11 protein-coding genes are annotated in these 12,633 nt (G+C 58.0%); 7 read left to right on the top strand and 4 right to left on the bottom strand.

What is annotated here, in order from left to right; translation table 11 throughout:
* Positions 1-8 precede the first annotated feature (8 nt).
* The gene (locus ACWJI3_RS02675; RefSeq protein ID WP_480202767.1) at positions 9-1,088 is read left to right on the top strand and encodes a hypothetical protein; all 1,080 of its coding nucleotides are present in this window, start codon (positions 9-11) and stop codon (positions 1,086-1,088) included.
* 96 nt (positions 1,089-1,184) lie between these two features.
* Here the strand turns inward: ACWJI3_RS02675 and ACWJI3_RS02670 are convergent, their stop codons facing one another.
* Complete coding sequence (locus tag ACWJI3_RS02670) at positions 1,185-2,993, bottom strand: DEAD/DEAH box helicase (RefSeq protein ID WP_480202992.1); 1,809 nt, start codon at positions 2,991-2,993, stop codon at positions 1,185-1,187.
* Positions 2,994-3,277: 284 nt separating this feature from the next.
* On the bottom strand, positions 3,278-4,195 hold the full coding sequence (locus ACWJI3_RS02665) for a HamA C-terminal domain-containing protein (RefSeq protein ID WP_480202991.1): 918 nt from the start codon (positions 4,193-4,195) through the stop codon (positions 3,278-3,280).
* Positions 4,196-4,528: 333 nt separating this feature from the next.
* On the opposite strand from ACWJI3_RS02665, the gene ACWJI3_RS02660 reads away from it, so the two are divergent.
* From ACWJI3_RS02660 to ACWJI3_RS02645, 4 genes are read left to right on the top strand one after another with little or no spacing between them, the layout of a single operon-like run.
* The gene (locus ACWJI3_RS02660) at positions 4,529-7,519 is read left to right on the top strand and encodes a DEAD/DEAH box helicase (RefSeq protein WP_480202766.1); all 2,991 of its coding nucleotides are present in this window, start codon (positions 4,529-4,531) and stop codon (positions 7,517-7,519) included.
* A 15-nt stretch (positions 7,520-7,534) separates the two neighbouring features.
* Positions 7,535-7,669 carry a hypothetical protein gene (locus tag ACWJI3_RS02655; protein ID WP_480202765.1) on the top strand — a complete coding sequence of 45 codons (135 nt, stop codon included), beginning with the start codon at positions 7,535-7,537 and terminating at the stop codon, positions 7,667-7,669.
* 29 nt (positions 7,670-7,698) lie between these two features.
* The gene (locus tag ACWJI3_RS02650) at positions 7,699-8,025 is read left to right on the top strand and encodes a nucleotidyltransferase family protein (protein ID WP_094510609.1); all 327 of its coding nucleotides are present in this window, start codon (positions 7,699-7,701) and stop codon (positions 8,023-8,025) included.
* A gap of 37 nt (positions 8,026-8,062) precedes the next feature.
* Positions 8,063-8,380, top strand: a complete 318-nt coding sequence (locus ACWJI3_RS02645; protein WP_480202764.1) for a HepT-like ribonuclease domain-containing protein — start codon at positions 8,063-8,065, stop codon at positions 8,378-8,380.
* A 318-nt stretch (positions 8,381-8,698) separates the two neighbouring features.
* On the opposite strand, the gene ACWJI3_RS02640 is transcribed toward ACWJI3_RS02645, so the two are convergent.
* Positions 8,699-9,127, bottom strand: coding sequence for a hypothetical protein (locus ACWJI3_RS02640; RefSeq protein WP_144036888.1), 429 nt, complete (start codon positions 9,125-9,127; stop codon positions 8,699-8,701).
* A 75-nt stretch (positions 9,128-9,202) separates the two neighbouring features.
* Between ACWJI3_RS02640 and ACWJI3_RS02635 the strand changes: the two genes are divergently transcribed.
* Together ACWJI3_RS02635 and ACWJI3_RS02630 are read left to right on the top strand one after the other, a co-directional pair.
* On the top strand, positions 9,203-9,475 hold the full coding sequence (locus ACWJI3_RS02635; RefSeq protein ID WP_480202763.1) for a hypothetical protein: 273 nt from the start codon (positions 9,203-9,205) through the stop codon (positions 9,473-9,475).
* Entirely contained in the window at positions 9,447-10,727 is a 1,281-nt protein-coding gene (locus ACWJI3_RS02630) for a hypothetical protein (protein ID WP_480202762.1), read from the top strand. Before ACWJI3_RS02635 ends, ACWJI3_RS02630 begins: the two co-directional genes overlap by 29 nt.
* 97 nt (positions 10,728-10,824) lie before the next feature.
* On the opposite strand, the gene ACWJI3_RS02625 is transcribed toward ACWJI3_RS02630, so the two are convergent.
* A complete protein-coding gene (locus ACWJI3_RS02625; protein ID WP_480202990.1) occupies positions 10,825-12,558 on the bottom strand; it encodes a protein adenylyltransferase SelO in 1,734 nt (577 codons plus the stop codon).
* Between the last annotated feature and the right edge of the window lie 75 nt (positions 12,559-12,633).

Here is a 12,633-nt window from a genome sequence, read left to right as displayed (position 1 = left end):
TCAAGACGATGACGACAACATCCAAGCGATCACGTGATGCCTTCTCCTTTCAGGAGACCGCCAGAATTCTTGGCATCAGCGCCAAGAAGCTCAACGGCATCTGCCAGTTCTTTGATGCCCACAACGATGATGAATGGGAGTTGGTAGAAGGAGAATTCTTTGAATACGAGCCCGGCCAAGCTCGCAGCCGGCGCTTTTACGAAGAAGGCGTGATGGCTATCGCAAAGTACCTGGAGGAGAAGGAAGGTGGGAGCATCTTGGCTAAGATTCATGAGTTCTTTACCCAGCACCGTGCGCGGGTAACCCGCACACTCGTCAAACGGCGGATCATTCAAGTCACCCAAGATCGAAGCACCATCCAGATCCGAGGTGATCTGGTTTTTCTGGAGCAGCGCTCAGTTGTCAGGGTGCTGGGCACCAATGGTAAAGGGATGGCTGGCACCATCACACGGATACAGGAAGAGAGCTCTGGCCTAGAAGGTGCTGAGGGCTTAGAGATCGGTGTACATTTTGATAGCTTTGAGGGCAACGATAAGCGCCATTGGAGCCAGCGAGGCATCGTGCGCCTGGCGAAGACGATGAGGGACAAAGGCAAGATCACCAAGGCACGAAAGGCTTGGGTAAAAGCAGTTGCCGATGTGGCGGAAGAGTGTTTCGAGGTCCAGCGAAAGCTACTCGAAAGCCACGAAGCAAGGGTAAAGGCCGCGAAGGAAAAGGTTCGTCAGAGGGCACTACGAAAAGACGGCTCTGGATGTGCGGTATCTGGCCACAAACCATTGGCCTCTGATCAGCATCCAGTTGAACTTGAGGCGCATCATCTTTTCGATGCCGGCTCACGCCCCGACCTGGCAGCCTATGAAGAAAACTTGATCGCCATTAGCAGCAGCATTCATCGAAACTTCCACAAGTGGATGGGCTCGAAGCCTTGCGAGCCAAAAGACTTCATCGACTATCTCCTGGGCAATGAGATGAGCTATTTTGATGGGCCACCAAGTGTCAAAAAGAGGAAGGAGCAGAAGCTCCAGAAGCTTATGAACCGACTTGAACTGCTACAGGCCAGATTTGAGGGAAATCACTTGCTGTACTAACGCTTCAGATCAGAAGAGGGAAGGTACGCACTGGCTCGAAAAGTCAACCTCGCTCCCGTCCTCTGCATCTGGACGTTACATGCTTCCTGGCTCGCCCTACCTTTTGAGCGTGATTCCATCATAGAAGTAGCTCAGAATGAAAATATCGAACTTATCCAGGTTGGGTACATTAGCCACGATTTCCTGAAGACCAATATCTAAAAACTGATTAATGACGCAGTGTAGATCATTATCTTTCTTTTCAAAGTCGATAACATTAGCATCATGCACCTTTCTGGAGATCATCCGTGGGAGACCATACTCTTCTAGCTGATAGACTACAGGGGGAAGGAATGCATGTGAGACTTTGAATATGAATGGAGAAATATCAACTGTTGTACTTCCTAATTTTTTCAGTATAGCATTCACATCATTGAGCAAAGCTGAAAGCTTATAAGTGATACTTCTCTCTAGTCCAAAAAAACTGTCGACACTAATATTTTGGTCGTTCAGGTTTTCCAAAAGCTGAGGAAACGGGAGCTCCCAGCCATCCGATATTGTTTTCGTACAATTGACTATATCTGTATAACTAGCATCCCACCCAGTCGGAGCCATCCTTAGCAGCCTATAGAGGGAGTAGTCCCAATCATCTGGATTCAAAGAATTCAGATAAGACAAATTTTTCCATTCTTCTGGAGCCCTTGATATTTCTCTAGCGACTTTAAGGATTGTGGCGGTGCTGCTGCTTTGAAATATGCTTTCCTTAGAAATCGACTCATATGAGTCCACCCCTAGAAGCTCGGCCATTTCTTCTTTATCGCTGATTATTTTTGCAAGCTGATCTGAAGTTAAATCTTCCTTGAAATCATTTTCGTCTAAGTCGGGAAAAAGATCGTCTGGAAAGTCTATGTTGAGCTGAGATTCAGACGGGTCTGGAGGGGCGTCAAGCAGATAAATGTTGCCGACAAAGTGCTTGAACATCCTTCCGCCTCTGCCAATTATGTTCCTATACGTGAAATCTTTTAATTTGCTTCTTCCGTTCTTATTTTGCCAGATAACGACATTCTCAGCGGAGGTGTTCACCCCTTCAATTATAGACGATGTTGATACAATGCCTTTCAGCCCGTCTTCGATTTCGAAAAGCCTTATCTGTATTTGCGTTAGTGACCTATGAAGCTTCCCATTATGTACACCAAACCCCCTATCAATCATTGATGTTAAGGGCCAATTTCTGGTGTAATTCTTCGATAGCCACCTGGAAAATTCTGTTAAGATGCCGCCTTTACGAGAAGACAACTTATCTATAATCAGATTAGATATCTGGGTTATGTTGCTATAAGTTCCTGCGTATATAAGCGTTTTTTGGTGCCTATCCTTTATCAAGGACAAAAGTGCCGCACTTTTTTTGGCTACATCATTCCCAATCTTTTCATATAGGTTGTGTTTTTCAAGAAATACGGTGTTAAAGTCCAAGTGAATAAACTCGACATCTCTCGTAAACGGGTTATCTCTAAGAGCCGATATGTTTGGAGCAAGAAAATATTTCTGCTTTGATATCTTTCCAAGCCGGATCATAGCTCGAAGTAACGAGGGCGCGCGCTCCTTATCATGCTCAGCACTTGCTTTGTAAAATTCATCAATGACGAGAACATCAATAGCATTTAGCTTGTCTATATAGGAAATCGCTCTTTCCTGTGGAAATATAAAAATGTTTTTATCGGAAATTTCAACTTCAGTTGTCGTGATTATTTTGTAATCACCAGAAAACTTCTGCTGAAGCCTTCTTCTTGTCTCATCCGCAAGGGCTATTGTAGGCACAATAATAACAATATTATTAGGGTTACTCATTGATATAAAGGCATCTATCACAAAGCTCTTGCCGAAACTGGTCGGCGCACTAACTGCTAGACTTTTCCTTCCAGTAATTTCTTTAGTAGCAGAGACTGCTCTCTATGCAAGGTGACAGGCAACTCAAAGCCTATGTCAACCTTAAATGATTCATAGACAAATCTATCTTCCCAGCTCGACGTTTCAGGATCTAGATACGGATAAAGTCCGGTTTCACGAATTAGGTGATTCACGAGAGGGGAATAGGGAACACTCTCCATTTCGTGAAAATGCAGAACCTTTATTAGCTCATTTCTTGCTGACAAGTGATCTCCACTTTGGATGTGATCGCTGATTATTCTACAGGTTTCAAAGATATTCATTTATTGACCCTTGTAGTGTTCGACATTTTTCACGAACATATCCACTATCTTGCCCTTGTTAGGAACAGGGAAAAGAATTACGTGAAACGTTATGTCGGAATATAGATGAATGCTATCTTTAAGCTTCTTTATCTGCTTCTTGAAATAGCTTGTAGCCCTGTCGCAATGAAAGGTCAAAATCTCACTTTTGTAACGCTCATCAGCTTGTGTCGATTTTGCGGTTATTTCACACTCGTACATAATCAAAATGGGTATGTGCAATCTAGGCTTTAAATCATCTATTGAGCTTTTGCTAGAAAGCGTCTTTATGATTGATTCCTTTACTTCTTCATCAATCAAAAGCTCGTTAAAGTCCTGGACATTGGTTATTATTGAGTTTTCCTTTTTTAACTTGTCTGTTTTGAGTGAGTTTTCTACTGAGGTAACAATGCTTGATAGTCGTGCATCTTCAATATTGCTATAGAACTTGGCCTCACCGAACCATATCGAGAAATCGCCATTAGGCGCCACCACTATATGAACGCTGTCAGCACCTTTTGCATTATCTTGTGAATTCTGTTTGTAAAAGATCTTTGGGACAACAGGAAGTGCCTGATAATGATGCTTCATCAGCCCGTAAAGAACAATTTCGGCAAGCTCGCTCCCTCGACCAATATCTTCTTTATCAGAGTCTGTAAGGCGTAAGTTCTTAGCTGCTGCTACGAGCAGGGAATGATTAACCAAAGACTCCCTTTCCTTATATGAAAGCGAAGTCTCAGCAATGTTATCCCAGATAAAACTCTGAAACTTCGAATACCTCCACTTGCCATCCTCGAAATCATTAAGAAAGCTTGTAGTGTACTTTTTATCTACTGGGGCTAGTGATTGATCTAAAGTTATCTCTGCAAAAGAGCAATCAATTAATATTTCAAAATCCATGCTCAACGCCTACTTCCCAAGTCGTCTCGGTTTTTTCAATTTGTGTCATGACAATCAAGAATGCCCGCAGATTACTCTTTGCATCATTTCCGATTGCACGTAACGCTGATTGGGCGTATCCGCATAGACTCACTCTTGCTACCCCTCCTCCCGCATAAGACGAATAAAGGGGCTTGGCTTCACTGAGCGGATCCCTCGCTGGAGCAAGCATCCGGTCTTGGTCGTCAATACTGGCTGACACGTTATCCGGATCCGCATAACATCGCCACAGGCCAGTCCGATTCCTGGCTGGCGATACAGGGCAAATACCGCAGTTCAGGAGTCTGGTTTGCCATGCCCGAACAGGCACCAGCCCCCGGCCTCTACCAGCAACTCCTCACCGAGGGCCTGGCGCAGCAACTGCGCGACCTGCAGGGAGCCCTGGTCGAAACCGAGGGACTGGACCCTCAGGAAGCCCCGCGCCTGCTGGCCCGACACCTGGCAGGTCTGGCCCGGATTGCCCTGGAGCACCTAAGCGGTGGCGCCACCCCTGAGCACCAGCTGGCTCTGGTGAACCAACTGGTGGGCCTGCTCCAGAGCCAGGCCCCCCGCGCCATCTCCACGGGCGACTTGCTGCATCCCTCCGGCCGGCTGCTCTCGGAGATCCGATCCACGGCACTCATGCCCGGCCAGGCCGAAACCGTCCGCCCGCTCATACCCCTGGCCGAAAGCACCCTGCTGGTGAACGCCAGCGGCGAACCAAGGGTGGGGCAGGCGCTGATCCACGAAATCCCCTCCGCCCAGCGGATCGATCTGCTCTGCGCCTTCATCAAGTGGAGCGGCCTGCGCCTGCTCCAGCCGGCCCTCAGCCAGTTCCTGCTGGCCCAGCCCCGCCGGCAGTTGCGGGTGCTCACCACCGTCTACCTCGGCGCCACCGACCGCCGCGCCATCGATTGGCTGGTGGCCCACGGCGCCGAGGTGCGCGTCAGCTACGACACCCGCCGCACCCGCCTGCACGCCAAAGCCTGGCTGTTCCATCGGCCCGGCCTCTCGGGCTCCCCCTCTGCCTCCACCGCCTACATCGGCTCCTCCAACCTCTCCACCGCCGCCCTGCACGACGGCCTGGAGTGGAACGTGCGCCTCTCTGCCCACGACAACGAGGGCATCCTCGCCAAGTTCCAGGCCGCCTTTGAGAGCTACTGGGAGGAGGGCGAGTTCGAGCCCTACCGGGCCAGCGAACTGGAGCAGCGCCGCTTTGATCGGGCCGTGCGTGAGGAGTCGGCGGCGGACGAAACCCCGCTCAGCTTCTTCGACATCCGCCCCTACGCCTACCAGCAGGAGATCCTCGACAAGCTGTCGGCCGAGCGCAGCCTCCATGGCCGCTGGCGCAACCTGGTGGTGGCCGCCACCGGCACGGGCAAAACCGTGATCGCCGCCCTCGATTACGCCCGCCAGGGCGGTCCGGGTCACCCGAGTCTGCTGTTCGTGGCCCACCGGCGCGAAATCCTGCAGCAGAGCCTCGCCACCTTCCGCCAGGTGCTGCGCGATGGCTCCTTCGGCGAGCTGCTGGTGGATGGCCAGCGCCCCAGCCAGTGGCGCCATGTGTTCGCCTCGGTGCAGTCGCTCGCTGGGATCGATCCGGCGGACCTGGCGCCGGACACGTTCGACGTGGTGATCGTCGATGAGTTCCACCACGCCGCCGCCTCCAGCTACGAGCGCTGGCTGCGCCACCTGGCGCCCGTCCTGCTGCTGGGCCTCACCGCCACCCCCGAGCGCACCGGCGGCGAGGACATCCTCCATTGGTTTGACGGCCGCATCGCCGCTGAGCTGCGCCTCTGGAGCGCCTTGGAGCAGGGCCTGCTCTGCCCCTTCCACTACTTCGGCCTCCACGACGGCACAGATCTGTCGCAGATCGAGTGGCGCCGCAACGGCTACGCCAGCGAAGCCCTGTCCAACCTCTACACCGCCGACGACGCCCGCCTGCGCCTGATCCTGCGCGAACTGGCAGACAAGGTCACCAACCTGGATTCGATGCGGGCCCTGGGCTTCTGCGTGAGCGTGGAGCACGCCCATTGGATGGCCCGCAAGTTCGAGGCCGCCGGCCTGCGCGCCGCCGCTCTGGATGCCTCCAGCCCCCGGGAGCAGCGCGCCGAGCAGATCCGCCGCCTGCGTTCCGGCGAGCTGCAGATCCTGTTTGCGGTGGATCTGTTCAACGAAGGCCTCGACATCCCCGAGATCGACACGGTGCTGTTCCTGCGGCCCACCGAGAGCGCCATCGTGTTCCTGCAGCAGCTCGGCCGTGGCTTGCGCCTTTGCCGGGGCAAGAGCTGCCTCACGGTGCTGGATTTCATCGGCCAGGCCCACCGGAGCTTCCGCTTTGATCTGCGCTACCGCGCCCTGCTCGGCGGCACGCGCGACCAGCTGAAGCAGCAGATCAAAAACGGGTTTCCCTTCCTGCCGGCCGGCTGCAGCCTGCAGCTCGATCGGATGGCCAGCGAGCGGGTGCTGGCCAATTTGCGCGAGTCGCTGCCCACGCGCCGGCCCCAGCTGCTCGCCGAGGCCCGCCGCCTCGGGCGCTGTTCGCTGGCGGGGTTGCTGGAGGGGCTTGGGATGGAGGTGGGGGAGTTCTACAAGGTGGCGGGGTCGTGGGCGTTGCTGCAGCGGGAGTTGGGGTGGTTGGCGGCGGGGGCGGCCAGCGGCGATGAGGAGCGGCTGGGGCGGGGGATCGCTGGCGGATTGCTGCACCTGGACGACCCGGAGCGGTTGCGCTGGCTGGTGGCTCAGCTGCAGCGGCCCATCGCGCCCGATCCGGCGGGCTTCGATCCCGCCAGCGAGCGCAGCTGGCGCATGCTGATGGCCCAGCTGTGGGGCAGCGGCCAGCACCACGTGCCCCTGGTCGAGGCCCTCGTCCGGCTCTGGGCCGCCGCCGACCTCCGCGCCGAACTGGTGGAGCTGTTCGAGCTACTGCACGAGCGCACCGACCACCTGGTGGCGCCGCTCGACTGGGGCCGTGCCGATGCGCCTCCCATTCCCCTCAAACTCCACAGCCGCTATTCCCGCGCCGAGGTGTTCGCCGCCTTTGGGTTGCTGAACGAGGCCCGCCGTTTCCCTGGCCGCGAGGGCGTGTTCTTTGATGACGCCATCCAGTGCGACGTGTTCTTCATCACCCTCAAGAAGAGTGAGCGGCTGTTCTCCCCCACCACTCGCTACAACGACTACGCCATCTCCCCGTGGGAGTTCCACTGGGAGAGCCAGAGCCTCACCCGGGAAGCCTCACCCACGGGCCAGCGCTACATCCACCACGCCGAGGGCGGCAGCCGGGTGATGCTGTTCGTGCGGGAGTAGAACAAGCGCGGCGGGGTGACGCTGCCGTTTCTTTGCCTCGGTTTTGGCGATTACGTGAGCCACGAGGGCGAGCGGCCGATGGCGATTCGTTGGCGGCTGCACAGGGCGATTCCGGCGGCGTTCGTGCCGGAGCTGGCGTTGGCGGTGTGAGGGACTGAAAGGTCCATTAGCCTGACCCCATGGACACGGTTGCCCCGCTGCTGCCCTTACTGGCCGATCGGTTGGAGCCGCTCAGGCACCTCTGCAACCGCTACGGCGTGGATCGGCTCGAAGTGTTCGGCTCGGCGGCGAAGGGCCTGTTCGACCCTGCCAGCAGTGACCTGGACTTCATCGTGCAGATGACAGGCCAACGGGAGCCTGGCTACGCCCGACGCTTCTGCTCCTTCGCCGATGAATTGGAAGCCCTCTTCGGCCGTCCGGTCGATCTCTTGACGGAATCCATGATTCACAATCCCTATTTCCGGAAGGACGTGGACGCCTCACGCCGGCTTCTCCTGGAACTCTGACAGGCGAAGGGAGGCGCTGAAACGCCTGCTTGACGCCTTGGAGGCAATCGAAGCAATTGAACGCTTCATCGAGAACTGCACGCTTGACCACTACCTTGACGATGAGCTGATCCAATCAGCTGTGGAGCGCAAATTTGAAATCATCGGAGAGGCTCTCAAGCGAGCACTTGAAGCCGATCCAAGTGTGCTCGTGATCATTCCAGATGTACGCCGCATCGTTGGAACACGGAACAGAATCATCCATGTGTACGAAGCCGTGGATCAGCTGATTCTCTGGGATTCGATCCAGAATGACCTGCCTGGCCTGAGATGCTCTCTCTTGGCAGCGTTGGACAAGGATCCTCCCACCACTTAGCCATTGCCACTCTCACCGCCGACGCCCTGTGCATCCACCGCGAAGGCGTGATCTGGCACCGGACCTGCGCGACCGACCTACTGTTCATCACCCTGCGCAAAAGCTAAGCCCTCGTCTTACCCTCCACCCGCTACCGCGACCTGGCCCTCGGCCCCTCCTGGTTCCATTGGCGGAGCGAGAACACCGGCAGGAGGCCGGCCGGGCCGGGGGTGTCACCGAGCCGTTCCGGTGTCTGGGGTTTGTCCGCGATGAGAGCCACGAGGGTGAACGGCCGCTTGGCCACCCGCCAACGCCTTGGTCGCCGGAAAGGTGTGGACCCTATTCAGCCTCGGTAGAAGCCTCAGGAACATCATCGAGCTTCTGGCAGACACCCTTTGAGTTCCACTTGGCGGGTTCACGATCGGTGAACGAACCGGTTTCACCCTTGTAGCTGAGGTTTTGGAGATCGACGGTGTTGGTCTCCCACTCCATCTGTGGGCGATACCGCTTCACCTCCCAGTGAACCTCCTGCGAGGTGATCCTCACGAGCGTCTCATCCACCAGACCTCGCGCAGCCGGATCTGGGATGTCGGAGTTCCAGAAGGTGTTCGTCCTGTCCAACGTACGGGGATCCAGTTCCTGTACTTGTTGCTGGCGGGGATTGACGCGGACGGTCTTCAGCGAACCTTCCTCGAGCTGGCAACGCAGCAGAAAGGGCTTCGGCTTCAGGAGATGCTCACAGCCAGCGAGAAAGAAGGCCAGTGTCATCATCACCAGGTGCCGTGTGCAGAGTGGGAGCATCAGTGAAGGGCCCAACGCTGAATCCAGATCCAGACCAGCAGCTTGGTTCAGGTGTCCTGCCTCGCCACCAAGGTGTTCACGAACCGCATCAACCAACCGCAGCCATCAACCATCTCAGCGATAACCCCCGTGTGGCTGCCGCCCTGCTTGCAGCTGGGGGTGGTGTTGCTGTCTTTCCTGTTTGTTGGCCCGTGGGGTTGGGCGCGTGCCGGGCAGCATCATCGTTCCCACTGGAACTCCGCGGCGGTGCTGATGCTCGGTTCCATCCTCCACTGCCACAACCTCGATGATCCGTCTCACTGCAGCTCAACCTGAGCTATTGCGGTTGCTGGGGGAGCGCGGTGGGGCTCTCACCGCCGGAGAGGCGGCATCCCGCACGGGCCTCTCCCTGGAGCTGATGGAGCGCCAGCTGCTGGAGCTGGCGGTAGCCGCTGGGGCGTCTCTGCGGGTGAGCAACGACGGCAGCGTGGCTTATCACTTCCCACGCCATCTTTGGCGAAGGTTGCTGGCGCGTTCCTGGCGGTTGCGGTTGGGGGTCACGCTCGGCTGGCTCTGGCGGCAGTCCAGCCGGCTGGTCCGCCTTCTGATCGGCACGCTTCTGACGTTGCTGGCGTTGCTGCTGGTCACTGGCCTGATGGTGACCGGCCGGATTCCGGCCTCCGCGGAGTTCCTCAAAGCCATGGCTGGTCTGCTGCTGCACGTTGTGCTGGGCGTGGGCGACAGCGTGGCCGGCCTCGCCAGGGGCCACCGCCTTCAGGATGATGATCCGGTCGCCTTGCAACGGCAGAAAGCCATCCAGGACGACCTGGAGCTTCTGGAGTCGCTGTTTTCGGTGCTCTTCGGCGATGGCGATCCCAACCGCAACCTGGAGCAGCGGCGTTGGCGCCGCATCGGCTGCTTCATCGCCCATCGTGGTGGAGCCGTGATTGCCGAGGATCTGGCCCCTCTGCTGGATCTGCCCCGCCGGCCCGCCGACGGTGAACGGGCCGGTGAGATCGCCGATGCCGCGATGCTGCCGGTGCTGCTGCGCTTCGATGGCCGCCCGGAGGTGAGTGAACAGGGCGAGTTTGCCTATCACTTCCCGAGCCTGCAGGTGTGCTCCGGGCTCGCCAAGCCTGCACACGGCCGTGGCCAGGCCCTTGCTGCGGATCGCCCCTCACCACCGCTGCGGGAGCGGCGGTGTGTCTTCAGCCGTGCAAGCTCGGACGTGCGCTGGGCCTACGCCGTGCTCAGTGGCGCCCTGCTTCTGCTCGCCCCGATGCTGTTCGATATCCTTCGGCCCACGCCGCCCCTGCTGGCGGGCCTGGCCTGGTTCAGCATCGGTTACGCCCTTCTGCTGATCGCGATCCCGCTGCTGCGGCTGGCGGCCCTGCGCTGGCGCAACCGCCCCATTGAGGAGCGCAACAGTCTTCGCACCGGCTGGGCGCGCAGCGCCAGCTCCCCCACTCAGCGCCTCGACCGCAAACGATCCTTCGCCCGCCGCTTCGCCCACCACCGGCACCTCGGCACAGCCGGCTTGGCCTACACGACGGAGAAGGGAATGCTTGAGCAGGAGATTGAGTCCTGATCGAAGCTCACCTTCACCTTGGCGAAGCTCCGCGGGAAGGCGCACGGACTCTCTGTTGCCCCGCATGGACACACGGCTGGGTGTGGACAGGTTCGGCTCAGGACGAGCAGCTGTAGTGGGACACTCCTCCGGCGTTGAAGAACTCCCTGGGCTTGAGGCGGTCGTAGGTGGCCGCCAGTTCCGGGCTCAACTCTGCGTAGGGATGGCGGAACACCGCCTGCAACTCCTGGATCGCTGTGGTGTCGCCTTCGGCAGCCTGTTGATAAGCCGGCGCGATCAGCCATTCACGCCAGGTCACTGCAGGGTTCACACGCTTCATCGCTGCAGATGTCTCGTTGAGGTTGCCATTGGCCGTGATCTGAGCACGCCAGCGTTGCAACCACTGCGTCCATTGCCTATCGAGCTCATCTGAATTCGGTAGGTAGAAGCTCTCATTCAGAGCGGAGAGTTGCTCGGGGATGGCAGACAGCCTGCGGAACAAGATCGTGTAGTCGACCTTGGAGTGCACCATCAGTTGCAGCAGCTCGTTCACCAACGTGGCGTCGTAGGAGATCAGGCCGAGCTTGCTGGCCCACATCACCTCGATCTCCTGCTGCATCGCTTCGGCGAAGCCGTCGCGGATCTGATCCAGCCTGGCCAGGGCCTCCGTGTTGTCCTCGAGCAGTGACCGCAGGGCGGACCAGAACATCTGGAAGTTGGCTTCAGCCGCTGCCGGTTGGTTGAAGAAGCTGAAATGCTCGCCGCCGCCGGTCCAGGGTTGAAATCTGGGATCAAACAGTTCACAGAAGCCGAAGGGCCCGTAGTCGAGGGTGTAGCCGCCTGCCGCGCAGTTGTCGCTGTTGAAATTCCCCTGGCAGTAGCCCACGCGGATCCAGTTCGCCACCAGTGAAGTGAGCCGCGCGCGGAACAATCCCGCCAGCTCCAGCACCTGGTCGCTGAACTGCAGACCCGGTTCAATCTCCTGCCGGTAGTTGCGCTCGATCAGGTGGGCCACGATCATCCGCAACTCGTTCAGCGCCTCCGGATGGGCCTGGCGGCGGACACGGCGGGCGAACAGCTCCAGCTGGCCCACCCGCAGGAAGGAGGGCGCCACGCGCGTGGTGATCGCTGCCGGGTTGCTCACCAGGATGTCGGGATCGAACGAGCGGGAGTTCGGCGTGTACCAGGGCCGGCGCACGGTTTCGGATCGCGATACATAGAGCGTGAGGGAGCGGGAGGTGGGCACCTCCAGGGCGTGCATGAACTCCTGCGCCAGAAACTCGCGCACGCTGGAGCGCAGCACGGCGCGGCCATCGGCGCCACGGCAATAGGGCGTGGGCCCACCGCCCTTCAGTTGCATCTCCCAACGCCGGCCGTTGAACACGCCTTCGAACACGGAAAGGGCCCGGCCATCGCCGTAGCCGTTGCCGGTGCCGAACGGGCACTGCTGGATGTATTCGCTGCCGTAGATCGAGAGGGCATAACCGGTGGCCCAGCCGTAGGGCCGCATCGGCTCTGTGGCCGCGCTGATGTCGCCGGAAAACAGACGCCGGAACTGGTCGTCATGGACCAGTGATTCGCTCAGTCCCAGCTCGTGGAAGAGGGTGCTGCTGTGTGCCACCAGCTCTGGCGCTGGAAGTGGCGTGGGCGTGACCGGCACGTAATGACCGGAGAACACCTGGCGGGGCTGGTGATCAACGCCATCGGCCGTGGCCTGCGGATCCGCCTGCAGCGAATCCAGCAGCGAATAGTCGGCCCGTTGCGCGAACGCCGCGAACGTGGTTGTTGTCGGCTCAGCTGTCGTCGGCGCTGGTGCCGCGGCTGGTGCGGGCTCTGTTGACGGCGCGGATATCGGCACGGATGACGGCACGGAACGTTCGGGTTGGGGCGGCCTGGGCAGGGCCCTGACGCTGAGGTCCCCATCCTG

The sequence above is a fragment of the Marcopretia estuarina LEGE 06307 genome (assembly GCF_056633115.1).
This window is presented reverse-complemented; position numbering and strand designations above follow the sequence as displayed.

Excerpts from the sequence above, each read along its gene's own strand:
- ACWJI3_RS02660 (WP_480202766.1), top strand. The coding sequence starts at position 4,529 with ATGCCCGAACAGGCACCAGCCCCCGGCCTCTACCAGCAACTCCTCACC.
- ACWJI3_RS02665 (WP_480202991.1), bottom strand. The coding sequence starts at position 4,195 with ATGGATTTTGAAATATTAATTGATTGCTCTTTTGCAGAGATAACTTTA.
- ACWJI3_RS02630 (WP_480202762.1), top strand. The coding sequence starts at position 9,447 with ATGATCCGTCTCACTGCAGCTCAACCTGAGCTATTGCGGTTGCTGGGG.
- ACWJI3_RS02675 (WP_480202767.1), top strand. The coding sequence starts at position 9 with ATGACGACAACATCCAAGCGATCACGTGATGCCTTCTCCTTTCAGGAG.
- ACWJI3_RS02640 (WP_144036888.1), bottom strand. The coding sequence starts at position 9,127 with ATGACACTGGCCTTCTTTCTCGCTGGCTGTGAGCATCTCCTGAAGCCG.
- ACWJI3_RS02650 (WP_094510609.1), top strand. The coding sequence starts at position 7,699 with ATGGACACGGTTGCCCCGCTGCTGCCCTTACTGGCCGATCGGTTGGAG.